The 25,132-nt window shown below is 42.7% G+C and carries 24 protein-coding genes and 1 tRNA gene; 11 read left to right on the plus strand and 14 right to left on the minus strand.

Features of this window, described 5'->3' with window-relative positions; translation table 11 throughout:
- The first annotated feature begins 163 nt into the window (after positions 1-163).
- Complete coding sequence (gene leuD / locus V7K32_RS28375; RefSeq protein WP_334998241.1) at positions 164-772, plus strand: 3-isopropylmalate dehydratase small subunit; 609 nt, start codon at positions 164-166, stop codon at positions 770-772.
- Between the two features lie 300 nt (positions 773-1,072).
- Here leuD and V7K32_RS28380 read toward each other — a convergent pair whose 3' ends face one another.
- The 3 genes from V7K32_RS28380 to V7K32_RS28390 form a co-directional block, all read right to left on the minus strand.
- Positions 1,073-2,479 (minus strand): lysophospholipid acyltransferase family protein, encoded by a 1,407-nt coding sequence (locus V7K32_RS28380; RefSeq protein WP_334998243.1) that lies wholly within the window; start codon positions 2,477-2,479, stop codon positions 1,073-1,075.
- A gap of 105 nt (positions 2,480-2,584) precedes the next feature.
- Positions 2,585-3,031 carry a DUF2127 domain-containing protein gene (locus V7K32_RS28385; RefSeq protein WP_334998245.1) on the minus strand — a complete coding sequence of 149 codons (447 nt, stop codon included), beginning with the start codon at positions 3,029-3,031 and terminating at the stop codon, positions 2,585-2,587.
- Between the two features lie 569 nt (positions 3,032-3,600).
- A tRNA-Ala gene (locus V7K32_RS28390) sits at positions 3,601-3,673 on the minus strand.
- A 71-nt stretch (positions 3,674-3,744) separates the two neighbouring features.
- Here V7K32_RS28390 and trhO point away from each other — a divergent pair.
- Positions 3,745-4,662: an oxygen-dependent tRNA uridine(34) hydroxylase TrhO gene (gene trhO / locus V7K32_RS28395; protein WP_334998247.1), complete on the plus strand. Its 918-nt coding sequence runs from the start codon at positions 3,745-3,747 to the stop codon at positions 4,660-4,662.
- 284 nt (positions 4,663-4,946) lie between these two features.
- Here the strand turns inward: trhO and V7K32_RS28400 are convergent, their stop codons facing one another.
- The 4 genes from V7K32_RS28400 to V7K32_RS28415 form a co-directional block, all read right to left on the minus strand.
- The gene (locus V7K32_RS28400; protein ID WP_334998249.1) at positions 4,947-6,464 is read right to left on the minus strand and encodes a hybrid sensor histidine kinase/response regulator; all 1,518 of its coding nucleotides are present in this window, start codon (positions 6,462-6,464) and stop codon (positions 4,947-4,949) included.
- A 10-nt stretch (positions 6,465-6,474) separates the two neighbouring features.
- A complete protein-coding gene (locus V7K32_RS28405) occupies positions 6,475-8,220 on the minus strand; it encodes a GAF domain-containing protein (RefSeq protein WP_334998251.1) in 1,746 nt (581 codons plus the stop codon).
- 472 nt (positions 8,221-8,692) lie between these two features.
- Positions 8,693-10,225, minus strand: coding sequence for a SagB/ThcOx family dehydrogenase (locus V7K32_RS28410; RefSeq protein WP_334998298.1), 1,533 nt, complete (start codon positions 10,223-10,225; stop codon positions 8,693-8,695).
- Between the two features lie 218 nt (positions 10,226-10,443).
- On the minus strand, positions 10,444-11,292 hold the full coding sequence (locus V7K32_RS28415) for a M28 family peptidase (RefSeq protein WP_334998253.1): 849 nt from the start codon (positions 11,290-11,292) through the stop codon (positions 10,444-10,446).
- A 318-nt stretch (positions 11,293-11,610) separates the two neighbouring features.
- Between V7K32_RS28415 and dnaK the strand changes: the two genes are divergently transcribed.
- From dnaK to V7K32_RS28435, 4 genes are all read left to right on the plus strand, one after another.
- Positions 11,611-13,698 carry a molecular chaperone DnaK gene (gene dnaK / locus V7K32_RS28420; protein ID WP_334998255.1) on the plus strand — a complete coding sequence of 696 codons (2,088 nt, stop codon included), beginning with the start codon at positions 11,611-11,613 and terminating at the stop codon, positions 13,696-13,698.
- Between the two features lie 125 nt (positions 13,699-13,823).
- Positions 13,824-14,819 carry a J domain-containing protein gene (locus V7K32_RS28425; RefSeq protein ID WP_334998257.1) on the plus strand — a complete coding sequence of 332 codons (996 nt, stop codon included), beginning with the start codon at positions 13,824-13,826 and terminating at the stop codon, positions 14,817-14,819.
- 76 nt (positions 14,820-14,895) lie between these two features.
- On the plus strand, positions 14,896-15,417 hold the full coding sequence (locus tag V7K32_RS28430; RefSeq protein ID WP_334998300.1) for a J domain-containing protein: 522 nt from the start codon (positions 14,896-14,898) through the stop codon (positions 15,415-15,417).
- Positions 15,418-15,448: 31 nt separating this feature from the next.
- Positions 15,449-15,721, plus strand: a complete 273-nt coding sequence (locus V7K32_RS28435) for a DUF3143 domain-containing protein (RefSeq protein ID WP_334998259.1) — start codon at positions 15,449-15,451, stop codon at positions 15,719-15,721.
- 155 nt (positions 15,722-15,876) lie between these two features.
- Here V7K32_RS28435 and V7K32_RS28440 read toward each other — a convergent pair whose 3' ends face one another.
- From V7K32_RS28440 to lysA, 7 genes are all read right to left on the minus strand, one after another.
- Complete coding sequence (locus V7K32_RS28440) at positions 15,877-16,005, minus strand: hypothetical protein (protein WP_334998261.1); 129 nt, start codon at positions 16,003-16,005, stop codon at positions 15,877-15,879.
- A gap of 98 nt (positions 16,006-16,103) precedes the next feature.
- On the minus strand, positions 16,104-16,253 hold the full coding sequence (locus V7K32_RS28445; RefSeq protein WP_334998263.1) for a hypothetical protein: 150 nt from the start codon (positions 16,251-16,253) through the stop codon (positions 16,104-16,106).
- On the minus strand, positions 16,216-16,503 hold the full coding sequence (locus V7K32_RS28450; protein ID WP_334998265.1) for a DUF2442 domain-containing protein: 288 nt from the start codon (positions 16,501-16,503) through the stop codon (positions 16,216-16,218). Before V7K32_RS28450 ends, V7K32_RS28445 begins: the two co-directional genes overlap by 38 nt.
- A 72-nt stretch (positions 16,504-16,575) precedes the next feature.
- Positions 16,576-16,770, minus strand: a complete 195-nt coding sequence (locus V7K32_RS28455) for a DUF4160 domain-containing protein (RefSeq protein WP_334998267.1) — start codon at positions 16,768-16,770, stop codon at positions 16,576-16,578.
- Positions 16,771-16,912: 142 nt separating this feature from the next.
- Positions 16,913-17,662, minus strand: a complete 750-nt coding sequence (locus V7K32_RS28460) for an isoprenyl transferase (RefSeq protein WP_334998269.1) — start codon at positions 17,660-17,662, stop codon at positions 16,913-16,915.
- Entirely contained in the window at positions 17,659-18,582 is a 924-nt protein-coding gene (gene cdaA, locus V7K32_RS28465) for a diadenylate cyclase CdaA (protein WP_334998271.1), read from the minus strand. Before cdaA ends, V7K32_RS28460 begins: the two co-directional genes overlap by 4 nt.
- A 139-nt stretch (positions 18,583-18,721) precedes the next feature.
- Positions 18,722-20,140 (minus strand): diaminopimelate decarboxylase, encoded by a 1,419-nt coding sequence (gene lysA, locus V7K32_RS28470; RefSeq protein ID WP_334998273.1) that lies wholly within the window; start codon positions 20,138-20,140, stop codon positions 18,722-18,724.
- 92 nt (positions 20,141-20,232) lie between these two features.
- On the opposite strand from lysA, the gene rimI reads away from it, so the two are divergent.
- The 5 genes from rimI (at position 20,233) to V7K32_RS28495 (ending at position 25,061) form a co-directional block, all read left to right on the plus strand.
- Positions 20,233-20,784 (plus strand): ribosomal protein S18-alanine N-acetyltransferase, encoded by a 552-nt coding sequence (gene rimI, locus V7K32_RS28475; protein WP_334998275.1) that lies wholly within the window; start codon positions 20,233-20,235, stop codon positions 20,782-20,784.
- Between the two features lie 535 nt (positions 20,785-21,319).
- Positions 21,320-23,788, plus strand: coding sequence for an ATP-dependent Clp protease ATP-binding subunit (locus V7K32_RS28480; RefSeq protein ID WP_334998277.1), 2,469 nt, complete (start codon positions 21,320-21,322; stop codon positions 23,786-23,788).
- Positions 23,789-23,872: 84 nt separating this feature from the next.
- Positions 23,873-24,145, plus strand: coding sequence for a hypothetical protein (locus tag V7K32_RS28485; protein ID WP_334998279.1), 273 nt, complete (start codon positions 23,873-23,875; stop codon positions 24,143-24,145).
- A 281-nt stretch (positions 24,146-24,426) separates the two neighbouring features.
- Positions 24,427-24,699, plus strand: a complete 273-nt coding sequence (locus tag V7K32_RS28490) for a hypothetical protein (protein ID WP_334998280.1) — start codon at positions 24,427-24,429, stop codon at positions 24,697-24,699.
- On the plus strand, positions 24,696-25,061 hold the full coding sequence (locus tag V7K32_RS28495; RefSeq protein WP_334998282.1) for a clan AA aspartic protease: 366 nt from the start codon (positions 24,696-24,698) through the stop codon (positions 25,059-25,061). The genes V7K32_RS28490 and V7K32_RS28495 overlap by 4 nt, the downstream gene beginning before the upstream one ends.
- The last annotated feature ends 71 nt before the right edge of the window (positions 25,062-25,132 follow it).

Below are 25,132 nucleotides of genomic sequence, written 5' to 3' on the forward strand. Positions count from 1 at the left end.
CATTGGTCATTGGTCATTGGTCATTGGTCATTGGTCATTGGTCATTGGTCATTGGTCATTGGTCATTGGTCATTGGTCATTGGTCATTGGTCATTTGTCATTTGTCATTGGTCATTTGTAGAAATTAATCGGCTGTCAGTGAAATGATAGGTAAATAAAGTTTATGGTGAGTGAAGTAAAAACAGTTTCAGGGCGTGGTATACCCTTAGTGGGCAATGATATAGATACCGATCGCATCATTCCGGCGCGATATTTGAAAGCCGTTACCTTTGATGGATTAGGTGAAGGCGCATTTATTGATGACCGGACAGCACTTAAAGGTGAACATGCCTTTGACCAACCCCAATATCAAGGGGCGAATATTTTAATAGTCAATAGAAATTTTGGCTGTGGTTCATCACGGGAACATGCACCCCAAGCGATCGCAAAATGGGGAATCGAAGCTTTAATCGGTGAAAGCTTTGCCGAAATCTTTTTCGGTAACTGTGTGGCAATGGGCATACCTTGTGTGACAGCCGATGCTGTTAGTGTTAAACAACTACAAGATTTAGTCGCTGTCAATCCCCAAGCCGCCGTGACAGTAAATCTGGAAACCTTGCAAGTGCAAATTGGTGATTACACCGCCCCAGTTGCGATCGGTGAAGGCACAAGAAGCACATTTATTTCTGGAACCTGGGACGCTTGCGGTCAGTTGGTCGCCAATGCTGACCAAGTTCGGGTAACGGCTGCAAAATTACCCTATGTCGGTTGGGGCAATTTAGCCGCGAGTTAATATTTTGTAGCGATCGGAGATAGAAATTCTCTGCTTTACAAATCTTAAGCAGCAGATATAGCGTTTCCTGATCGCATGAGGTACATCATAGCCCCTTCATCGCTTGCTCTTAGGGGTTGGGGGTGGGGTTCTTGTACCTCACTCAACTGGGAACCGCTATATTACCCTTGAGTCAGGGCAAATAGACATCTCCGACAATGAATGTAGAGACGAGAAATTTCGCGTCTCTACAAGGGTTTCAGGTTACGCATATTTAATTTCTGGCGATGTCTATTGAGCTAAAAAATCTTATAATTTTCGTTATCCAATCATCTTCTCTAAAGCGATTTGTAAATCTTTCGTCAAATCGCTCACACCTTGTCTAGCCGCCAAGCGATCGCCCTGGCAATTTTTCCAGCGTTCGGTTACTGAAATTGGCTCCCCTACAGTGATTTGTGTCTCTCGCAAACCTAAGCGAGGTCGCCCCGGAAGTGTTGTATCCTGAATTCTAGAAAGCATATCGAATACAAGCAAAGCTGTTTCTGCAAACCGTTCTGCCGTCGGTTGTTCCTGAATATAAGTAGCTGTGACTGCAACAAAACTTTCCACTATCCGCATGTGTCGCATTCGCAAGTCTGCTTCTTGGGCAATCCAGTCTGCCAAACCGCGTTTAAAGGGTGGTAAAGCGTCGATATCTGGCAAATCTTCCCGATAAATGTAATTCCAGCCAGCCTCTTCTAAGCGACGACAGCGATCGATGGAATTTCCCTGCGCTTGAACTCCAAAATATTGTTCAGCAACTTGTAAAGCCTTATCCAGTAACCGATGCAGTCGAGCAATCAACACCTGATTAGGACTAGCAGATTCATCAGTTGAGATGGTTTTTGGGATATCTTGATGATAGAAGCGACGATAAAACTCTTCCATCTCGGTAATCAGATATTCAGCCAACCTCCAGAGGCGTTGATAGTAAATCTCTTCGCCTTCGCCTTGCTCAATTTCCAAAACTTTCAAGCCACTATCAGCTTCTAACTTACTGAGGAGCCAATCCAGTTTAGACCAAGGTGGCTCAACGTAGCGATACTGGATAGCGATCGGTACAATGATTACAGTCTCAGTCCGATTGGCTTTTTGCAAGTCTTCTACACACCAGAACCCCATTTGAGCAACACCAGGTTCCAAGGGGCTAACAATACCACTATGACCATTAGTACCGCCTTCGGGTGCCACTGCGATCGGTAGTTCGCCATTAGCAAACAACTCCCGTGCAGTTTGAATAGCTTGGCGATCTAGTCGCCTACCCCGATGAACCGGTACACCTCCTATCCGAGAAAACAACCAACCCAGCCACTTTCCAGCCCAAACTGTCATCCCGCGATCGTAGAGAAAATAGCTGTGAACAAGCGATCGCAGTGTAATACCTTTCTGACGAGCAACCTGTGGCACAATGCGGGAAAGTAAATACAGCATACAAAGAGGATCTTCTACCTCTGGGTGACGAAATGCCAGCAAAAAGCGAATTTTTCCAGCCTGAAATTGCTGATAAAGTTCAGCTAATACTTCAACATTCTTGGCTTCAACACGCACAATACCAGCCGTTAGCCAAGGACGAGTGCGAAACCGTAGTGCGATCGGCAGCAACCACCGAACAATCTGGAGTACCAGCGAGTTCAACCGTTGGGGAATGAATTTTAATGGTGGTTGAGTAGACTGAATCGATCTAGGCAAGTGGCTCTCCAGATTGTATTTATAGCGATTGTACAACGTGGGGTCTTGGTTTTGCGTAAACCCCAAGAGAAGTCTGTGTGCCGCAAGCCACTTATTTGATAAAAATTATTTTCGATGTTTAGGAAAATTTTGGAATAAATAGCCAAACACTCCCAAGTTTAACAAAAAAACCAATATTTTTACCGGAGAAATCCCCCGAATTAATTCATAAATCTCTGGCGGAATACTGATACCGACAAGTCCCAACACCAAGACATGCGCCCAACGCTTTTGGTACCATAAGCCAACGGCTTCAATACCAGTAACAATAGCATAGACTCCTGTTCCAATACCGCTAAATGCCAAGGTTCGAGGATTTAAATTGAGAACTTTATTTAAAAGCCAATCAATAATTATCGATTTACCTTCTAAAGCATAGTTGTCTGAAAACACCTCTAGAGTTTGATAATTTTTTAATGTCAATAATAAAGTGATCGAAGTAACCATAAGCAGCAAGGCAGCAAATGATTTGTAGAAAACAATTGCCACTAACCCGAATGGACGCTTTTTCAAACAACCTCCTAAGTAGATAGATCCCAAACTTTGATTAACTCGCTCTGGATGATGCCAACCTATATAGCAATCCTAAATCATTTGTGAAAATTATATATCTCTTTCTTCTTTCTTCTTTCTTCCTTTGCGCTCTTAGCGTACTTTGCGGTTCGTTTTCAAATTTTATATTTTTCCCGAATCAAATAGTACTGCTATAGACGTTTATTATAAGTAAGTAGGCATAATTAAATATAAGATCAAACCTCACTCTCAATCACTCTTTGATGCTTTGGAGAGGTAAGCCGGATTGAGCGTGAGGTTTTATATTTAATTTGACCCACTTACTTAGAGGACAGGCAATGCCTGACCCCTACAAGAAATCGATATCTATCAGGATTTTCGTGAATTGGTATAAATACGGCTTTGGATAGGGACAATTAAATGCAATACTAATTTTCCTCTTTCCTAACTCTTTGCCTACCAAGGAAAATAAGCCCATTCCATATTAAAAAATGGGCTTTTGATTGAAATTGTATATGCATAGGCGTAACCCGCCGCAGGCATCGCAAATTAAGATAAATTATATCCAATGGAGATTAGCGGACTCGAAACGCTGACATCCTGCTTGCAAAGCAGGCGCTCTACCAACTGAGCTAAACTCCCATAAAGTTAAAATAGTAGGTAAGTTTAATTCTCGAAGTTATTCTAACTTAGATTGTTCCACTACCAAAGGGATGAAGCCAGAAAATATCCAAGTTGTTGCAGCACTGTATAAATTTGTCAAGTTGCCAGATTTTGCCGAGAAGCGAGATCCCTTGCTGTCTTACTGCCAAACGCAGGGTGTCAAAGGGACAATTTTACTTGCACAAGAAGGCATTAACGGTACAATTGCGGGTTCGCGTCAGGCGATTGATTCTGTTCTTTGGTTTTTGCGTACTGACCCTCGTCTAGCAGACCTAGAATACAAAGAGTCCTATACCGAAACCCCGCCCTTTGAGCGAATGAAGGTGCGGTTGAAGCCTGAAATTGTTACTTTGGGATTGCCTGAAATTGACCCAAGTGAACAAGTTGGCACTTATGTCAGTCCTCAGGAATGGAATGATTTGATTTGCGATCCAGAAGTAACAGTGATTGACACCCGCAATGATTATGAGGTGAATATCGGTACTTTCCAAAGAGCAGAAAATCCCCAAACTGGCTCATTCCGGGAATTCCCTGATTATGTGCTACGCCACCTTGACCCAACTAAACACAAAAAGGTTGCTCTGTTTTGTACGGGTGGCATTCGCTGTGAAAAAGCCTCATCCTTCATGCTTGCCCAAGGCTTTGCAGAAGTTTATCATCTCAAGGGCGGCATTCTCAAGTATTTAGAGGAAGTTCCAGCCCAGGAAAGTTTATGGGAAGGGGAATGTTTTGTCTTTGACGATCGCATAGCTGTCAGTCATGGGTTGGAGGAAGGAAGTTCTGAGCGGTGCTTCTGTTGTGGATATGCGATTTCTGAGTCAGATAAGGTATCTCCAAAGTATGAACAAGGTATCTCCTGTCCCTATTGTTTTGATAGCCTTACCGAGGAGAAAAAAGCGCGTCAGCAGGCAAAATGGCGGCACTACCAAACCCAAGTTCTTAATGCCAAAAATCGGGATGTGGGTTAATTAAAAAAGCGAGTTTTAAATGCTAAGTAAGTGGGCGCAAATAATCATCACTGGCTTGTAGTTGCGTTAAAGCGAAGACAGCGCAACTACGAGCCAAATACAGAGATTTTACTTTTCGTTACATAGTTTGGTTTTATCTTGTCTACCTACTTATCATTCATTAAGTAAGTGGGCGAAAATAATCATCACTGGCTCGTAGTTGCGTTAAAGCGAAGACAGCGCAACTACGAGCCAAATACAAAGATTTTACTTTTCGTTACATAGTTTGGTTTTATCTTGTCTAGCTACTTAGCTTCAGTCAAGGGTAATTCCGAATTTAAGGGCAAAATTACTGTAAATGTAGTACCGACTCCAACTTGACTTGTGACGCTGATTTCACCTCTATGGGCATCAACGCACCTTTTAACGATTACTAACCCCAATCCAGTACCGTGAATTGATTGGACATTTGAGGCTCGGTAGAATGACTCAAAAAGTCGCGCTTGGTCTGGTTCGGGAATCCCTATACCTTGGTCTTGAATATAAAAAATTGCTACTTTCTCAATCGGGTTGCAGATTAAATCAAACTGAATCTTGCCACCTGTCGGGGAATATTTAACCGCGTTTGAGAGAAGATTTTCAAACAGGTAATGCAAGAGTCCTTCATCCATTACAGCGTCGGTGCGATCGCTCTGACAGGTAAAAACAATTTCATACAGGCTACTTTCAACAATAGAAAAATCTTCGATTAACTCTCGACAGAATTTTTCTAAGTTAAGTTTAGCAGGGTTGCATACGAGTTTTTCTGCTTCTGCTCGACCCATAAACAACACTTCTTCCATCAGTTTTTCTAGAGATTGCACAGCACCTTGAATTCGCTTTAAATAAATGCCTCTTTTCGCATCTGTCAAATTCGCTCCTTGCATTTCTATGAGTTCTACTGCTGTTTGAATAACAGTCAGGGGATTACGGAACTCATGAGATACGGTAGAGATAAATAAGGACTTGAGACGATTAAGTTCTTGCTCTTTCTTTAATGCTTGCTCTAGCAATTTTGTTTGGTGTCGTTCGCTAAGATCCCAAAAAACAACTACTACACCATTTATCTGATTAAGTCGTGGCTTTAGTGGTGAAGCACTATCACCAATTGGAACTCTTTTGCCCTCTCTTGTAATCAGAGATGTGAATTCCCCTAAATAAACAACCTGTTGATCTCGCAGCACTTTTGTGACTGGGTTTTCTAATGTAGTCCCTGTAACTTCATCGACAATATGAAAAATTTTCGCCGCCTCATTTCCTAAAGCATCTTTTTGCTCCCAGCCAGTCAACGCCTCAGCTGCGGGATTCATGAATGTGATTATTCCCTGGTCATCTGTAGCGATTACAGCATCACTCATTGAGTTTAAAAGCGTTGCTAACTGATCTCGATTCTCTCGTAGTTCACGCTCTAATTGGTGTTTTAGAAGACCAATTTCGATCGCTATTTTTAAATCTCTTATAGTAAAGGGTTTAACGATATATCCGAAAGGTTGGGTAATTTTGGCTCTTTCTAAAGTATGATCGTCACCATAAGCGGTTAAAAAAATTATAGGAACGTCTAACTGCTCACGAATAAGACTGGCAGTAGCAATACCGTCCATTTCACCTTTAAGAATAATATCCATTAATACTAGCTCTGGTTGAGTTTCCCATGCCTTGGCAATGGCAACTTTTCCAGATGAAGCTGTACCCGTAACAATGTATCCTAGTTGTCTGAGTTGGCTGGCAATAGTTCTAGCCACAATCACTTCATCTTCAACGACTAAAATCCTAGCTTGGGCCATTTGATATTTACTAATGCAAAGTTAACTGCGTGAATTTAATCTTAAATACTGTTCCATGATTGCGTTCTATAGTAATGTCGCCTTCGAGTTGTTCTATAACCAAGTCATATACTAACGATAGTCCCAAAGAATCAGTAGTTGTCCAATCTAAATTATCTGGTAAACCAATTCCATTATCTCGGATAGTCATCTCGATACTATTACCAACATTACGTAAAGCAATACTGATTGTGCCTGCTTGTTGGTTGGGAAAAGCGTGTTTAAGGGCATTGGAGATTAATTCGTTAATAACTAATCCACAAGCAATAGCTTGGTCAACATTCAAAATTACTGAATCTATATCAGTTTCTAGACCAATTTTACCCGGCCATATTTGGTAAGAAATTAGCAAGCTTGCTGCCAAATTATCGATATAGTTACCAACATCAATTTGTTCAATGTTAGCAGAAATGTATAAATTTTTATGAATTAAAGATATTGACTCAATTCGATTTTGACTTTCTCGAAGAACTTTGATGGCTTCTGGGTCTTTGAGTGTTTGAGACTGGAGTTGTAATAAACTAGAGACAATTTGCAAATTATTTTTAACTCGATGATGCACTTCCTTTAATAGAACTTCTTTTTCAGCTAGGGCATTTTTTAGCTTTACTTGAGCATTTTGTCTTTGAATAAGTTCAATTTTAGCTTGCTCAAGGATGCTGGATTGTTGAATTGCGATCGCTAATTGGACTGTCAGTTGATCGAGCAAATCTAATTGATTTTCTTCCCACTGGTAAAAACCAGAGCATTGGTGAGCAATCAGTAAACCCCAAAGCTGAGAACCTGGGTTTTGAAAACTTACTTCTAGTAAAATGGGTACGACTAAATTTGCTTTGACTTCAAACTGTTCTAATAAGCGAATATAGCAATCACTTAATCCGGCTTCATAAATATTAGCGATCGCTCTTTTGCGTCTTTGATAATACTCCACTCCTGGGCCTGCTTGAAAACACGTATCATGAATCTGGATGCCCAAAGAAACAGTCCATCCAGGTTTCACCGATTCCGCCACAATCGTGCTGCTCATCTCTGGGTTAAACTGATAAACTACCACTCGATCAACCCTAAGTAAATTTCGCACTTCTTGAACTGTTGCATTTAAAATATCTTGGAGATTCAATGATTGACGAATCCGTAGAGCAAGGGCTCGCATTAATTGCTCCCGCTCGGCTTGGGCTTTGAGAACCAGTTCAGTTCGCTTACGTTCTGTGATGTCTTGGCTATCATCAATAACTTTTTGCCGATGTAAATCTAAATATCTCATTACTTGCCCCGCCAACTGTTGTAATGCTACTTGCTCTTTAACAGTCAAATTTCGTGGTGCAAAATCAATTACACAAAGACTACCTAATGCAAAGCCGTTGGAGGTAATTAGAGCAACACCTGCATAAAAGCGGAAATAATGATTTGATATTACTTGGGGATTTGTAGCAAACCGTTCATCTGACAACGCGTCTGGGATGATTAATATTTGATTTTGTAAGATAGTATAGCTACCAAAGGAAATGCTTCGAGGAACTTCTGATATAGTTAACCCGATTTTTGACTTGAACCATTCCCGTTCTGCATCAACTAGGCTAATAAGAGCGATTGGTGTTTCACAAAAGTTAGCAGCTAGTTGAGCTAATTCATCAAAAATTGCTTCTGGTGGCGTATCTAAAATTTGATATTGATTAAGTACTTCTCGCCGTTGGCTTTCATTTTCTGGAAATAGCATTAGTGGTTATGTGAAAAAAGTTTTGTTAAATATCAGATTTAATTTGCTTAAAGCTGAAAACATAATTAATTTTTTGTAAAATATGCGAATTTTGTGAGCTATTAAATTTGCGATTTTAAGTAAGTTGGTCAAATTAAATATAAAACCTCACCCTGCCTCCGGCTTTTCTCTCCGAACTCACAGAGAGGGATTGAGGGTGAGGTTTTTTCTTATATTTAATTACGTCTACCTACTTAATTTCTCGATAAAAAACCTTGAGAGCAACATCTACTCTTTTTAATATTTAGAAATATCAACCAAGAATATGTATTCAAAAACACTTTTGAAATAAGTATATGTTGGTTCAATCTTCATAGGAATCTGACGGTGTAAAGTATGTTTGATAGTTTACACTAAGTAAAGATAACTTGTACATATACGCAAAGAACACAGAAAAAAACTCTCTGCATTCTTTGCGCCTGTAGGATTATTTTTATCTTGGGCGTCCCAAAGTAGTGATATATAGAACAGCTTCATCAGCAGGGATACCCAAAACTTCATTTACTTGGTCATCAAAGAAACCACCGATACCACTTACACCTACATTCAGATGGATGGCTGCTAAATTCAAGCGTTGTCCTAAATGGCCAGCATCCAGATGTAAGTAACGGTAAACGCGATCGCCATATTGGGCGATCGCAGCTTTCAAATCGGCTGTATGAAACAACACTGCTGCTGCATCCCGCCCTAATTCTTGCCCCAAACAGAGAAAATGTAACTCTCGCCGAAAGTTTTTAAAGCGAATTTGGCGTAATTCTTGGGCTTTGGGTGCGTAATAATAACAACCTGCCTCCAATCCTTTGACTCCGGAAACAGCAATAAATGTTTCTATTAAATTCAAATCAAAGTAATCTGGAGAAATATCTAAACTTTGGTCGATGTAATTTCGGGGTTGGTAAGTGAAATCGAGTAAACCTTTTAATTCATCGAAAGTTAAATCATCACCATTATAAGCGCGGGTAGAGCGTCGCTTATACATAGTGGTTTCCAATTCTGACAGCTTTTGTCCCCAGTTTATCGGCGCAGTGTTGGTGGGAATTTTCAAACAGAAAGGAAAGTTATATTTATCCTCCAAAGATTTTTCTTGTTTGATAGTTGGTAGATTGAGATTGCCAGTTACACCTGATTGGATCTGGGTGTGTCGATGGAAATACGTCAGCAATTCACCATCGGGAATTTCGGGATAACTGGTTTCGGTAGCCGAAGGTAAAGCAGTACATCCCAATGGTAAATTTTGATTGATATCTAACAAATCTGCTAGAGGTAAGACAGCGATCGCACCTTCTTGTTGCGGATCGATATAAAGCAGATCGTTTACCGATTCATCCACAAAACCGCCGATTAAGTGGGGGCGATAATCAGTAATCGCACCAGCTAACTCGATATTACCCAACAGGTGTCCCGTATCTAGAAAAATCCGCCGATAAGCCCGATCTTCATATCGCCAAGCAGAACGATAGAAAACCGCAGTCACAATAATTGCTAGTTGGGTATTTTCTAGAGAAGGATGCCAGAAACAAGCCGATTGCAGATTTTGCCAAACATCACTTTCCCAATAATGCATGAGAGAATGAGTCCGACACTGGTAATTATATAGTCCGGGTGGCAATAACGCCGTGCCACGGGAAACCACATACACCTCAGCCGGGTACAATCCCCCTGCACTGGGAGCAGCACGTAAATACACCGCGCTACCCATAGAAGGCATTCTCGCCGTCAATCCATAGCTACGAAACAACAGGCGCGAAAGTCTTTGCCACCATTGAGCATCTGGGTTATTAGCAAATCCCTCTGTTTTTTCTTGGATATAGGGTTTGAGATCAAAAGTAGAGCCAATTTTGTACTCTTTGAAAGGCACTGGCTGTTTAGCCCAGTCTAACTCGTGATTTTTAGAGGCGAGAGTCTCAGGGTTGTATTTAGTCCGTTCGTGGTAATGCTGGGCAATTGATTGGTGTAATTCTGGCATAGTACTTTTAATATCCTTAGGGCATCCTTTTTTTGATCTTGGCATTCATTAGCCTCATTGTTTCGTGTCAATTTGTACAATCCTCATAGTCACAAAGTGGTAATTGGTAACAACTGGATTGGGCATCTAGTCAAAAAGAACGTAGAGACGTAGCACTGCTACGTCAAGACAAGGGTTTTGGATAATGCATATTTAATTTTTGGACATGTCTAATATTTTCACAAGCGCCGAATTGCAATTTCCAACCCTTCACATACACCGCGAAGAAAATCTAAATCTAAAGTAGCGATCGCATCACTAGGTTTGTGATAATGGGGATTTCGCAAGAATGCCGTATCTGTTACCATCATTGCCGGATAACCCAAATCCCAAAAAGGTGCATGATCGCTAAGTCTGGTTTGGGGAACTATTAAACCTCGATTCGGCACAGGTAGCCATTGACTAGGTACGCCAGCTTTGCGAATATTCCGGCTCATGCCAATTAAATCAGGCAATGTTCGCAAATTGCCAATTAAAGCAATAAAATCGCCTCTGTCTGGGTAGAAGCGTTCCAGAGGAGGGGGGTAGTTTTGCGAACCAGGTGTAGAATCGGTATAACCCAGCATTTCTAGGGAGATCATTAACCGTAGCTGTTGCTTTTGTTCGTGCAACAGGGCTGCATAATCAGCACTACCCAGCAAGCCGTATTCTTCCATATCGAAAGCAACTAGCCTTAAGGGATATCTTATCGGTTGGGCAGCAAACTTTCTGGCTAATTCCAGCAACACTGCCACACCTGTGGCATTATCATCAGCCGCTACTGTTCCTGGAACGCCATCATAATGAGCGCCAATTAAAATCGGCGGCAAATTTTTTTTTTGTTGTCTGCCTTGGGAAGGTAAATTTAATATCAAGTTCTTACAAGGTTTACCCCTGACTTCAAAGGTGTGGATTTCCACACTCCCCCATTGGGAGAATTGCTGGCGGACGTATTCTTGGACAAAAAAATGCCCAGCCGTTGCCATGTAAGGATCGCGTTCTCGTGCGATCGCAGTTAGGGAAGTTTGTAATCGCTCTGTTAAATTCAAATGTTTAAAATAGTCGCAATATTAAGCTTTTCAGGCACTCAAAAGTTGCAAAACAAGTATTATTAAGGTGCATTTAGAAACTTGCAGATACAGTGCATAGAATAACCTGGATAACAAGAATTGAAGCTGCTTGGACACACCAATCATCGTCAATGCTATCCTAGTCTTGCAACTATCTGCTCTAGCTGCACTTCTTAGCTTATCGCCTTAATGATGACTATTATACCATTGAAGTGTTTTCATCCAATAGCACAAAGCTAGAGGTAGTTCCGCCCAATCATAATAAATATATAAGATACTTTAGGAGAAGAGTAACGCATGGGCAAGGTAGTCGGCATCGACTTGGGTACAACCAACTCAGTAGTCGCCGTTATGGAGGGTGGCAAGCCGGTGGTGATTGCCAATGCAGAAGGAATGCGAACAACCCCCTCCGTAGTTGGCTTCAGCAAAGAAGGCGAAAGGGTGGTTGGGCAAATGGCACGGCGACAAACCGTCCTCAATCCACAAAATACCTTTTTTGCGGTGAAACGCTTCATTGGGCGCAAATATGCCGAACTTAATCCAGATTCCAAGCGTGTACCTTACACCATCCGCAAAGACGAAGTAGGCAATATTAAAATTGCCTGTCCCCGTCTTAATAAAGATTTCGCCCCAGAAGAAATTTCGGCAATGGTGCTGAAGAAATTGGCAGACGATGCTAGTCGCTATTTGGGTGAACCGGTAACAGGGGCAGTGATTACAGTACCCGCTTATTTTAATGATTCTCAACGGCAAGCAACCCGCGATGCTGGCAGAATTGCCGGTTTGGAGGTGCTGCGGATTCTCAATGAACCAACTGCTGCATCTTTGGCTTACGGATTAGATCGAGGTGACACGGAAACTATCTTAGTATTTGACTTGGGTGGTGGTACTTTTGACGTGTCAATTTTAGAAGTAGGCGATGGAATATTTGAAGTTAAAGCTACCAGTGGAGATACGCAACTTGGTGGTAACGACTTTGACAAAGTAATAGTAGATTGGTTAGCAGAGCAATTTTTGGAAGTCGAAGGGGTAGATTTAAGACGCGAGAGACAATCTTTACAACGCCTGATGGAAGCGGCAGAAAAAGCCAAAATTGAGCTTTCTGCTGTCAGCGTCACCGAAATTAACTTACCTTTTATTGCTGCCGATCAAGAAGGCCCCAAACATCTCGAAACTCGTCTAACGCGTTCTCAATTTGAAAGCTTGTGTGGTGATTTGGTGGGGCGATTGCGGACACCAGTGAAACGCGCCCTCAAAGATGCCGGACTCTCATCCAGAGACATTGAAGAAGTGGTGTTAGTCGGCGGTTCTACACGGATGCCAATGGTGAAGCAGCTAGTACGGGACTTAATTGGCATAGAACCTAACGAAAACGTCAACCCTGATGAAGTAGTGGGAGTGGGTGCAGCAATTCAAGCCGGAATTCTCGCAGGCGAACTCAAAGATGTGCTGCTTTTGGATGTCACACCCCTTTCTATGGGATTGGAAACTATCGGCGGCGTAATGAAAAAACTCATTCCCCGCAATACTACTATCCCAGTCCGTCGTTCTGACATTTTTTCCACGTCTGAAAATAACCAGAATACTGTGGAAATTCACGTAGTCCAGGGCGAACGGGAAATGGCAGCAAACAACAAGTCTTTAGGACGTTTCAAGCTGTATGGCATTCCCCCAGCGCCACGAGGAATTCCTCAAGTTCAAGTGTCATTTGATATTGATGCTAACGGAATTTTACAGGTAACAGCCCTAGATAAAACCACTGGGCGAGAACAGAGTATCACCATTCAAGGCGCTTCCACGTTGAATGAGTCGGAAGTGAATCGAATGATTCAGGATGCTGAGAAATACGCCGATGTCGATCGCGAACGTAAAGAAAGAGTAGAAAAGCGGACTCGTTCTGAGGCATTGGTTTTCCAAGCAGAACGACAGCTTAGAGAAGTAGCACTGGAATTTGGTATGCAGTTTGCCCGAAACCGCCGCCAAAGAATTGATAATATTTGCCGAGACTTAAAAGAGAGTCTTAAGGAAAATAGCGATCGCGGTATTGACCAAGCCTACGCCGATTTGCAAGATGCTCTCTATGAGCTAAATCGGGAAGTCAGAGAAACTTATGCCGAAGATGAAGATGACGACTTGTTTGGTACAATCCGTGACATCTTTACTGGTGATAAAGATAAAGAACGCGAATCTCCCAGAGATACATATCGAGAACGCGATTCATACAGTAAGGACTATGGCAGAGATTACGGTAAAGATTACGGTAAAGACTATGGCAGAGACTATAGCCGAGATAGTCGTTCCTCCTATGACAGCCGTCCGCCACGCAAATCGCGTCCCAGCTACCAAGATAACTGGGATGATGAAGAAGACAATGATTGGTTGTAATACTTTTAATAAAAGTTAGGAGTCAGAAGTGAGGAGTGAGGAATTAAAAATTAAATCTTTCAACTCCTAACTCCTAAATCTTCTCTTTTAATTAATCTAAAATATAAAATTTAAATAACTGAACTATGCAAAATTTGCCCAATTTCCGCGATTACTACGAGATTTTAGGAGTATCTAAAGACGCCTCTGGTGAGGAAATTAAAAAAGTTTATCGGCGTTTAGCAAGGCAATATCACCCCGATCTCAATCCGGGTAACAAAGAATCTGAGGAAAAATTTAAGGATATCGGCGAGGCTTATGAAGTCCTTTCAGACTTAGCCAAGCGATCGCAATACGACCAGTTTAGCCGCTACTGGAAGCAAAAAGGCTTTGCGGGTAACACTAAGACGCCAAAGGCTAAAACTTGGCAGAGTAGCCAAGGCGATCGCAACAGTAATCAAGACGTAGATCCAAGCCAATTCTCTGATTTTGAAAGCTTTATTAATCAAGTTATCGGCGTCAAAAATAAGAGTGGGACAACTAACTCCAATAATGGCAATACTAGCGATCCATTTCGTTCCCCCAGAACAAAAGTTGCCTATACAGTTAGCACCGCACCTCGGACTACCCGTCGAGATATAGAAGCCAGATTAACGCTTCCACTAGAAAAAGCTTATCAAGGTGGTAATGAACGCATTCGTTTGGAAGATGGGCGATCGCTAGAAGTTAGTATGCCCCCAGGTATGGTCACAGGTCAAACCATCCGTTTGCGAAACCAAGGCGTTGGAGGTGGCGATTTATACTTAAAAATTACCGTTAATCCTCATCCATTATTTAAGCTAGATGGTTTAAATATCCTCTGCCAAGTACCAGTTACTCCCACAGAGGCAGTTTTAGGAGGACAGGTAGAAGCACCAACTTTGGACGGCCCTGTAAAAATGACCATCCCTCAAGGAGTTAGGTCTGGTCAAAAATTCCGACTAGGGAATAAAGGCTACCCCAGCGATGATGGCAAACGTGGCGATCAATTAGTAGAAATTCAAATAGTTACCCCAAAAAATATTACTCAAGAAGAACGGGAACTCTACGAAAAGTTACGGCAAATCGAAACCTTTAAACCCCGTGCTGATTTACTGGCTTAAGGAACTAGCTTTTCATAGAATATAAAAAATATCTTTGAGCAAGGTGACTCAAACAGCTGTGAATCAAAACGCGGCAATGCCACAAAGCAGTAAACCAACTTATTACTCCCTGCTAGGACTGCATCCCTCGGCATCGGTAATCGACATTCGTCGTGCTTATAGGCAACTGAGCAAACGCTATCATCCTGATACTACAGACTTGCCTACTGCGATCGCCACTCCCAAATTTCAGCAAATCAACGAAGCCTATGCTACCCTTAGCCATCCAGAAGGCCGCTTAAGCTACGATTTAAAAATTGGCTATTCTCGGTTTGCGGTGATTCAACCACCTCCTGACTTGAACCATCCCGGCTCGCGTCATGACTGGTCAAAATCAGCTTACCTCGATCCTAGCGATCGCCCCCTCTCATCTGGCGAAATCTTTGCTTTATTTATGCTGGTGTTAACATTTGTAGGTTGTCTGCTACTAGCAGTTGCCATTGGCTTAACTCGTGGTGAGGCTGCGATCCATTCGCCTTTGCCACAGCCAACTCCATCTGTACAACAGCAGATTACCCATGTATTGCAACTAATTACCCCTATAGTAATTAAAAACTAGAAAATTTCCTAATCCAAAATCCAAAATTCCTATGCCTCTTCTTCCCTCTGATACCCCCTTATATAATCATCCTCTGCCACAAATTGAACAGTGGCTAAAAAACCAAGGCTGTCAACAAGACGACACACAGAGGCATTGCTGGCATATACAGCGCCCTAGTTGGAAAGCTGAACTATGGCTTGATGTTGAGCAAATCGTAGTGCGATATGTCCAATCTGGGGAAAATGGACAAGATATCCAACGTTCATTTAAATATTCTCTGAGTCGGGATGATATAGAACAAGCGGTGTTTTCTGGGCCATAAATAATGAAGTGCTGAGTCCAGTTCACCGTTAAAAGGTACGGAAATCAAGCCCCAATCACGTTCAAAAAAGAATGAACACCCAGCAATCGGATGCCATAAGTTGCCATTAGCGCCCTCAACTCATCATCAGCACGTAAATCATCATCCCCAGACCGTCATGTTTGGTGAGATTGCTGGCGCACAGCCTTAATTTCAGCCATGATATTATCGTCTGTAATGTCATCAACCGAGGGTTGAGTATAAAGTTCTTGAATTAAAGCCCTCAAATCTGAACGTAAATCCACTAAAACCAACGCTCTGGCAATCCTGTACCCGTTCGTCTGGTTGCAACTGTTGCACAGCCGTAATGAGTTGTTCCAGGGTGATAGGAATCGATACCATATCAATAGCCATCATTGAGTTTATTAAATTGTAGTGCGATCGCCAATCTTGTAGCTTCGCTAACGCATCCTACGAGAGTGCCAAAAAAAAAGTCAGAGGCGAGAGCGATCGCACTATGACGGCTGTTTGCGATCGCTAGGCTTGTCTTCACTCTCCATCAAGGACGTACCATTCTTCCAAAGCTCATACTCGCTAAGATCAATCTCCTCATTCCACACAATCCCATAACCCCCTGGCTCGACTTTAAAGTTCTTAAAAAAAGCAGGTTGTCGAAGTGGAGAAAACATTGGAGTATCTAATAGATGACGAACATCGTATTTTTTCACCTCTTGATTGGTAAATTCAATCACTAAAGTAGTATCATCCATTGCTTTGGCTTGATGAATCCGGGGATACAACATAGCTGCTCCTAACTAAATTTACTTCAAAGGAGGTAGCTTACGAAACTCCTGGGTATTCCACATTTGTAACAGTTATTGCTGGTATAAAGTTGCCCACTCTTGGACTAGCTTTTGTGCGCGATTTGGCAAATCTCCTTCAATGGTTTCAAGTGATTCAATGCTGACTAACGCATTCCACTCGCCATAGATTGCATGAAAATGAGGTGGAGGGTGATCGCCAAAGAACACTTTAATCACAATTCCATAGAACCGTGCAACCTCTGGCATAACGATATCTAAACAAATACTGAACCGCTTGATTCTACCAAAATGCGTAGTTTACCGCCGCAGGCATCGCTCATTCTTTGAGGGCGTTAGCCAATCTTGTAGCTTCGCTAACGCATCCTACAGAAGTGGCGACTGCACTATTTTATACTTTCCCAAATCGCCGTTCGCGTTGCTGGTAGACACATAAGGCGCGATGAAACTCAGCCCGGTCAAAATCGGGCCAGAGAGCATCAGTAATATAAATTTCTCCATAAGCCATTTGCCAGAGCAGGAAATTTGAGAGGCGCATTTCTCCACTGGTGCGGATTAACAAATCTGGGTCAGTAATTCCGGCTGTGTACAAGTGGCTCTCAAATACCTGCTCATTAATTTCATCGGGTTGTAGCAAACCTTGCTGGACTTGTTTTGCGATCGCCTGACAAGCTTGTAATATCTCCTGTCGTCCGCCATAATTAGTTGCTACCGAAAACCGGATACCACCATTATCCTTGGTTGCTTCCATTGAACGGGATATTTCTTGTTGGAGCGATCGCGGGAGAGCCTGCAAATTTCCCACAAACTTAATTTGCACATTCTCTTCGACCATTTCCCGCAGCTCTTGGCGCAAAACTCTTTGAAACAGAGTCATCAAGAAATCCACCTCTTCCTGCGGCCTTTTCCAGTTCTCTGTCGAGAAAGCATAAGCCGTCAGCGCCTGAATTCCCCAATCCTGACAACAGCGAAGTAAATCCTTGAGAGAATCTACTCCTCGCTTATGTCCCATAATCCGAGGTAAACCCTGACGTTTAGCCCATCGACCATTCCCATCCATAATCACCGCAACGTGCTGCGGCAATAGTTCTCGTTTTAAGTCAGTAGGCAAATCTTGCAGTTTAGTTTGTTGTGCTGTCATTTTTTATCTCGAGAAGCGGTCGATGGTAATCTGAGTAAACGTGAAACCAGTGCTAGTGTCTTCCCACCTATCTGACGAACAAAACTCAACAGACTAGGAGCTACAGCTTCTCTATCCACGATTGGGGACAAAAGAGCGTCTAATGACTCTTTCAGCTTCCTAATCGTCAGGGGTCTATTTAGGGTTCCCCGTTCCGCTAAGGAAATAGAACCCGTTTCTTCAGACACAACGACACAAATGCAATTTTCGACCCGCTCAGTAATTCCCATTGCCGCCCGGTGGCGTGTTCCCAACTGGCGCGAGGCTGTGCGTCCCGAAAGTGGCAAAATTATACCCGATGAGATGATCCGTGAGCCACGAATCAATGTAGCCCCATCGTGTAACAAAGTTTTTGGCTGAAAAATTGTCTGGATTAGTTCTTTAGAAACCTCCGCATTTAGCTTTACTCCTGGCACAGAAAAATCTCGCTCATCAATTGGCCCTGTGGTTTCCACAATTAGTAAAGCTCCAATGCGGTTTTTTGACAATTCTTTAACAGCCTCAACAATTTCATCAATTACACTATCAGATTTGGGGATTGCCAGCCGATCGGGTTGAAACAACTGGCGAAATTCACCACGCCCCAATTGCTCCAAAAACCGCCGAAACTCTGACTGTAAAGCAACTGCCATCGCTACAGCACAACCAATTACCAACTTTTCCAATACAAAATTTAGCAGAGGTAGTCCTAATCTGCCACTTAGTGCTGAGGCTAGCATTAAGATAATGAATCCCCTCACCATCCACAGTGTCCGGCGCTCACTAATAATAACTAGTATCATGTACGTCAGCGCTAGCACTAACACAATATCCAGAGTCCCAAGTAGCAAGGACTGTGACCATCCTAGGTTTATCAGCCATTGCTTCCACCAATCTCTCATGACATCTGGATTACACTTTTGCCTCTAATTACCATTGGGAGTTGGGAGTTAGGAGTTAGGAGTTAGGAGTTATGAGTTATGAGTTATGAAAAAAACTTTAATTGACAACTCATAATTTAAAATTCACAACTCCTAACTTCTAACTATTAACTCCTAACTCTTGATTTTTCAGCCTTTCTGGTAGGCGATCTTGTCGAATTAAGTCTTGATAAGTTTCACGTTGCAAAATTAAATTTGCTTCGCCATTCGCCACCACAACTGCTGCCGGTCGGGGCAAGCGGTTGTAGTTAGATGCCATACTGTAATTGTACGCACCAGTTCCCATAACTACGAGAATATCTCCTGGTTCAGTCTTTGGAAGTAGTGCATTCTTAATCAGAATATCTCCTGATTCACAATGTTTACCAGCTATTGTGACTGTTTCGGTTAAAGGTGAAGACATTTTATTGCCAACTACTGCCCGATAAACTGATTGGTAAGTAATCGGGCGGGGATTATCAGACATTCCCCCATCGATCGCTACGTAGGTACGAATTTCTGGGATAACTTTGGATGAACCAATAGTATAGGCAGTGACGCAAGCTGTGGCAATTAGCGATCGCCCTGGTTCACTCAGTAATTTCGGCAAAGGCAGATTTTCGGCTGCACAAGCTGCTTGAATTACTTCACAAATCGCCTTCACCCACTCTTCAATACTAGGGGGATCGTCTGATTCTGTGTACTTAATCCCCAAACCGCCACCAACATTTAACTCTGTAATATTTAAACCATACTTCCCGGCATCCCGCAGCCACTGCACCATCACAGCCGCCAAATCTTGATGCGGTTGGCGCTCAAAAATTTGGGAACCAATATGAGCGTGTACTCCTACGCAATTAAGGGCAGGTTGTTGACTGACAAAGGTAAAAACTTCATCTAAATCGTTGGGATCAAAGCCAAATTTACTATCTAAGTGTCCCGTGCGAATATATTCGTGGGTGTGACACTCAATACCGGGAGTTAACCGTAGCATGATGCGGATTGGAAGAGAGGGTTGGGCGATTTCCACAAGGGTACGCAACTCATACCAGTTATCCGCCACAATTGTGACACCAGACTCGATCGCTAAAATTAATTCTTCACGAGATTTATTATTTCCGTGCAGGTAAATTTTATTGGGACTAACACCCGCTTGCAAGGCGGTGTAAAGTTCGCCCCCAGAAACTACATCGATTCCTAAACCCTCAGAGGCGGCGATCGCACAAACTGCTAAACAATTCCAAGCTTTTGAGGCGTACAATACTTGAGACTCGCCCTTGTAGTATTGCTTAAAAGCATCTCGGTATTGCTGACAAGCCGAACGCAGGGTTTCTTCATCTAAAATATATAAAGGTGAGCCAAATTGCTCAACTAGGGTTGTGACATCACATCCACCAATTTCCAGGGAGTCATGATTATGAACTTTAGCAGTTAAGGGTAAAAGTTCCTGATTCGGCGAGGAATTAGTGTTGATGTCGCGCCTTTGAGGTAAATATTGACTTCCAGAATGTTGAACCCCAGTGGGGTGAGTCGATACCATAACTATAAAAGTTTTCCTTGTTCAAATTACGGGCTTTGAGTTCGTCTCCCGATTCCCAGTGTACAAAGGGTTTGTAACCTTATTCAATAAATGTGATCTCATTAGACTTAGAAATTAAATTACTGACATTAGATAATCTCAGTGCAATTCTGGAACTCGATCAAGTCTGTTTTGGCGGACTTTGGACTCTCGATGGCTACAAACGAGAATTGGATAGTCCCAACAGCGATATACTCGGTTTATTTTCCCCCTCCTCCAGCCCAAGTTTGCTAGGAATGGGTTGCTTTTGGTCTATTTTAGATGAAGCCCACATTACAATTTTGGCGGTTCATCCCCAATATCACCGTCAAGGTTTGGGTGCGGCTTTATTATATTCACTTATTAAGACAGCTTGCGATCGCAAAATGGAGCGAGCTACCCTCGAAGTGCGAGCTTCCAACTTGGCGGCTATATCTTTATATCAAAAATTTGGCTTTCAAACCGCTGGGCGGCGGCGGGGTTACTACCAAGATAACGATGAGGATGCCCTAATCCTTTGGCTGCCAGATTTACAACACCGCAAATTTAAAGCAACTTTAGACCAATGGTATTCCATTGTCAGCGATCGCCTCGAAAAATCCTCTTGGCACTTGCTTTTTAACTAATTCGTAATTAATTACAAATTATAGCTTTTCCTAATCGTAGCCCCCTCCTCGCTTTTCGGGAGGGGGTTGGGGGTGGGCTTCTTGTCGCTCACAAGGGCTGAGAACCGGTATATTTAATTGAGCATTATTAATTTTGAATTATTGGGGCTTGCGATCGCCTTCAGCAAAAAAATGTTACTTTACCAAGCTTATTTATATTTAAATATTTTATCTATAAACAAAATTAAATAAATAATTTTTATGCTAATTATTTTTGCTTGATATTAAAAAATATATATGCTACATATAAATATTTGGGAGTGAGTCAAGAAACTCTCAATGTAAGCAGTGAACTGTTTGTAATAAATCCCAAAAAGGCTGGTGAACTAAAGCTCCTCAGTACACTAGCCAGATAAGAGTAGTCAATAGTTAACAATTAGCCCATCAACTAAAGTCATAGCTTCAGGATGTCTATAATCTGTTATACAGGCATCCAAAAGCTTTGCCTGTGCTAAAATCAGCATACCGGCACGACCGCAGATGATGGGATAAAGCCATGTTTGAGCGCTTCACAGAAAAAGCCATTAAGGTAATCATGCTGGCCCAAGAAGAGGCCCGCCGTTTAGGTCACAACTTTGTCGGAACCGAGCAGATCCTCTTGGGTCTGATTGGCGAAGGCACTGGAGTGGCTGCCAAGGTGCTGAAATCAATGGGCGTCAATCTCAAAGATGCCCGAATTGAAGTTGAAAAAATTATCGGACGGGGATCAGGCTTTGTTGCCGTGGAAATTCCGTTTACGCCACGGGCAAAGCGAGTTCTAGAACTCTCCCTAGAAGAAGCACGCCAACTGGGGCATAACTACATTGGCACCGAGCATCTGCTGTTGGGCCTAATCCGCGAAGGGGAAGGTGTAGCAGCCAGGGTGCTAGAAAACCTCGGTGTGGATCTGTCTAAGGTAAGAACCCAAGTCATCCGCATGTTGGGAGAAACTGCCGAAGTTTCACCAGGCGGTTCATCCGGGCGCACAAAAACCCCGACTCTGGATGAATTTGGCTCAAACCTAACCCAGATGGCAATGGACAATAAGCTCGATCCAGTGGTGGGACGCGCTAAAGAAATTGAGCGAGTGATCCAGATATTGGGTCGCCGGACTAAAAATAACCCAGTGCTGATTGGGGAACCAGGGGTTGGTAAAACAGCGATCGCTGAAGGTTTAGCTTCACGCATTGCCGCTAAAGATATCCCTGACATCTTAGAAGATAAACGCGTCGTCACCTTGGATATTGGTTTGCTCGTAGCAGGAACCAAATACCGGGGTGAATTTGAAGAACGCTTGAAAAAAATCATGGATGAAATCCGCTCGGCGGGTAATGTCATTCTCGTGATTGATGAGGTACACACCTTAATTGGTGCGGGTGCGGCAGAAGGTGCTATTGACGCAGCAAATATCCTCAAGCCAGCTTTGGCTAGAGGTGAGTTGCAGTGCATCGGTGCTACCACCTTGGATGAATACCGGAAGCACATCGAGCGAGATGCAGCGCTGGAGCGACGTTTCCAACCAGTAATGGTTGGCGAACCGACAGTTGATGAAACAATTGAAATTTTATATGGTTTGCGCGAACGCTACGAGCAACACCACAAACTGAAAATCTCCGACGAAGCATTGGTAGCGGCGGCGAAATTATCAGACCGTTACATTAGCGATCGCTTCCTCCCAGATAAAGCCATCGACTTAGTTGATGAAGCTGGTTCTAGGGTGCGCTTGATTAACTCCCAATTGCCACCCGCAGCCAAAGAGTTAGACAAAGAACTGCGTCAGATATTAAAAGAAAAAGATGACGCGGTGCGCTCTCAAGACTTCGATAAAGCTGGGGAACTGCGCGATCGGGAAATGGAAATCAAAGCCGAAATCCGAGCGATCGCTCAAAGCAAGACCAATGCAACTGGCACAGAAGGCGAAGAACCTGTAGTTACAGAAGAAGACATTGCCCACATTGTCGCTTCCTGGACTGGGGTACCGGTGAACAAACTCACCGAATCTGAATCTGAAAAGCTGCTGCACATGGAAGACACCTTGCATCAGCGTTTAATTGGTCAGGATGAAGCTGTCAGAGCAGTTTCACGGGCAATTCGTCGCGCTCGTGTCGGCTTGAAAAATCCCAACCGACCCATAGCTAGCTTTGTCTTCTCTGGTCCGACTGGTGTAGGTAAAACCGAGTTGGCGAAGTCCTTGGCTGCTTACTTCTTCGGTTCCGAAGAAGCGATGATCCGCTTAGATATGTCCGAATACATGGAGCGTCACACCGTCAGTAAACTGATTGGTTCCCCTCCAGGTTATGTTGGTTATAACGAAGGTGGTCAGTTGACCGAAGCCGTGCGGCGGCGACCTTACACCGTGGTGTTGTTCGACGAAATCGAAAAAGCACACCCCGATGTCTTCAATATGCTGCTGCAAATTTTGGAAGACGGTCGGTTAACTGATGCCAAAGGTCGCACAGTAGACTTCAAGAACACCTTGCTGATTTTAACTTCCAATATTGGTTCTAAGGTAATTGAAAAAGGCGGTAGCGGTATCGGCTTTGAATTCTCCGAAGACGCCAGCGAGTCAACTTACAACCGGATTCGCTCTTTGGTGAACGAAGAATTGAAGCAGTACTTCCGTCCAGAGTTCCTCAACCGACTCGATGAAATTATCGTCTTCCGTCAGTTGAACAAGCCGGAGGTGACCCAAATCGCCGAAATTATGCTCAAGGAAGTATTTGGTCGTCTGACGGAAAAGGGTATCACCTTAGAAGTCACAGACCGCTTCAAGGATCGATTGATCACTGAAGGTTACAGTCCCAGCTACGGCGCAAGGCCATTACGTCGGGCAATTATGCGCCTGTTAGAAGATAGCCTAGCAGAAGAAATTCTGTCTGGTCGCATTAAGGATGGCGATACAGCCCTTGTTGATGTAGATGAAAATGGCGTTGTGCAAGTTAGTTCTGAACAGCGTCGGGAATTGTTACCCCAAGGCGTTGAGTAATATTTAGGGTTTGGGATTTTTAGATTAAATCCCAAATTAAAAAACGGTAGAGTATTAATTGCTCTACCGTTTTTTTGTTTGAATATGTCTAATGCAGACGACAAATACCGTGTTATTCCCCCACAAGATCAAATGAAGAATAACTGGGAATTTATGGAAGTATGGATAGATCCAAGTCATTCCCCTCCATATGTTCTTTTATTGCTTTGCGACAGTGAAGATAACTGTCAGATTTATGATCCGGCACAGGGTTATAAAGTTGTATTTTCTAGTAATAACTATGATGAAGCGAAGTTATATTTACTAGAAGATGAGTTTGAATCAGTTCAAGGTAGGGTGTTAGCTGCGGAATTATAGCGGTTCTCAGTTGGGTGCAATACGCCCGATTATTGGGGAGTCCAAAACCAGAATTCAGGATAACTTTATATTCTGACTCCTGACTCCAAGCTGTGTTAGGTGTATTTTAGTCATCTGAAATCGCCATAGTTTTAAATTGATTCATTTGTCAGAGACAGAAAATCAGGTGATCGCTATTTGTCTTCTTGCTTAACCCAAAGATAACAGTAGAAAATTCAGTTTGAAGCCACAACAAATAATCAAGTAGAATTAATACAGAGTAGCAACAAAAGAGCAAAGCTATGCAAAGCATACTTTTAAGCCGCGAAGAAGTTGGGCGACGTGCGAAAGAATTATATGAAAATAGCATTCGTCAACAAGTAGAACGAGAAGAAAACATCGGTAAAATGGTGATTATCGATATAGAAACAGGTGAATACGCAATTGATAAAACAGGCTTACAATCGGCACGATATTTACGTAATAAACACCCATTTGCTCGACTTTTTGGTATTCGCATTGGTTATAAAGTCGCTGTTTCCTTCAGTGGTGACATGGAGCGCGATTATCGGTGATTTCTGGTATTGTCAAGAACGGACGCGCAACCGTTAACATCATATTTCGACTGCCCAATCAACCAAATTTTACTATTGAATTTGTTATCGATACAGGTTTTACAGAGTTTCTTTCCTTACCCACAGCAGCAGTTACTCTATTGGGTTTTCCTTTTGTTTATGATATGTATGCCAATTTAGCTGACAATAGTAATGTAATCTTGCCAGTACATCAAGCTAACATTATTTGGAATGGAGAAGAACGGGAAGTGAATGTACTTGCGACAGGAAAGCGACCTTTGTTAGGAACTGCTTTACTTGATGGGTATGAACTTGTCATACAGTTTATTGAGGGCGGTTTAGTAACAATTGATGAATTGTAGTTGCTTTCTGGATATATCGACGTTCTATCAACAGCAATGAGAATTATTACCCCAAGGGGTTGAATAGGATT

Origin of the sequence: Nostoc sp. (assembly GCF_036917635.1) — a bacterium.
Classification (GTDB): domain Bacteria; phylum Cyanobacteriota; class Cyanobacteriia; order Cyanobacteriales; family Nostocaceae; genus Nostoc.

Coding starts and splice junctions, on each gene's coding strand:
- leuD (WP_334998241.1), top strand. CDS start 164: ATGGTGAGTGAAGTAAAAACAGTTTCAGGGCGTGGTATACCCTTAGTG.
- trhO (WP_334998247.1), top strand. CDS start 3,745: ATGAAGCCAGAAAATATCCAAGTTGTTGCAGCACTGTATAAATTTGTC.
- V7K32_RS28400 (WP_334998249.1), bottom strand. CDS start 6,464: ATGGCCCAAGCTAGGATTTTAGTCGTTGAAGATGAAGTGATTGTGGCT.
- V7K32_RS28405 (WP_334998251.1), bottom strand. CDS start 8,220: ATGCTATTTCCAGAAAATGAAAGCCAACGGCGAGAAGTACTTAATCAA.
- V7K32_RS28410 (WP_334998298.1), bottom strand. CDS start 10,225: ATGCCAGAATTACACCAATCAATTGCCCAGCATTACCACGAACGGACT.
- dnaK (WP_334998255.1), top strand. CDS start 11,611: ATGGGCAAGGTAGTCGGCATCGACTTGGGTACAACCAACTCAGTAGTC.
- V7K32_RS28425 (WP_334998257.1), top strand. CDS start 13,824: ATGCAAAATTTGCCCAATTTCCGCGATTACTACGAGATTTTAGGAGTA.
- V7K32_RS28430 (WP_334998300.1), top strand. CDS start 14,896: ATGCCACAAAGCAGTAAACCAACTTATTACTCCCTGCTAGGACTGCAT.
- V7K32_RS28435 (WP_334998259.1), top strand. CDS start 15,449: ATGCCTCTTCTTCCCTCTGATACCCCCTTATATAATCATCCTCTGCCA.
- V7K32_RS28450 (WP_334998265.1), bottom strand. CDS start 16,503: ATGTTGTATCCCCGGATTCATCAAGCCAAAGCAATGGATGATACTACT.
- V7K32_RS28455 (WP_334998267.1), bottom strand. CDS start 16,770: ATGCCAGAGGTTGCACGGTTCTATGGAATTGTGATTAAAGTGTTCTTT.
- V7K32_RS28460 (WP_334998269.1), bottom strand. CDS start 17,662: ATGACAGCACAACAAACTAAACTGCAAGATTTGCCTACTGACTTAAAA.
- cdaA (WP_334998271.1), bottom strand. CDS start 18,582: ATGAGAGATTGGTGGAAGCAATGGCTGATAAACCTAGGATGGTCACAG.
- lysA (WP_334998273.1), bottom strand. CDS start 20,140: ATGGTATCGACTCACCCCACTGGGGTTCAACATTCTGGAAGTCAATAT.
- V7K32_RS28480 (WP_334998277.1), top strand. CDS start 21,320: ATGTTTGAGCGCTTCACAGAAAAAGCCATTAAGGTAATCATGCTGGCC.
- V7K32_RS28485 (WP_334998279.1), top strand. CDS start 23,873: ATGTCTAATGCAGACGACAAATACCGTGTTATTCCCCCACAAGATCAA.
- V7K32_RS28490 (WP_334998280.1), top strand. CDS start 24,427: ATGCAAAGCATACTTTTAAGCCGCGAAGAAGTTGGGCGACGTGCGAAA.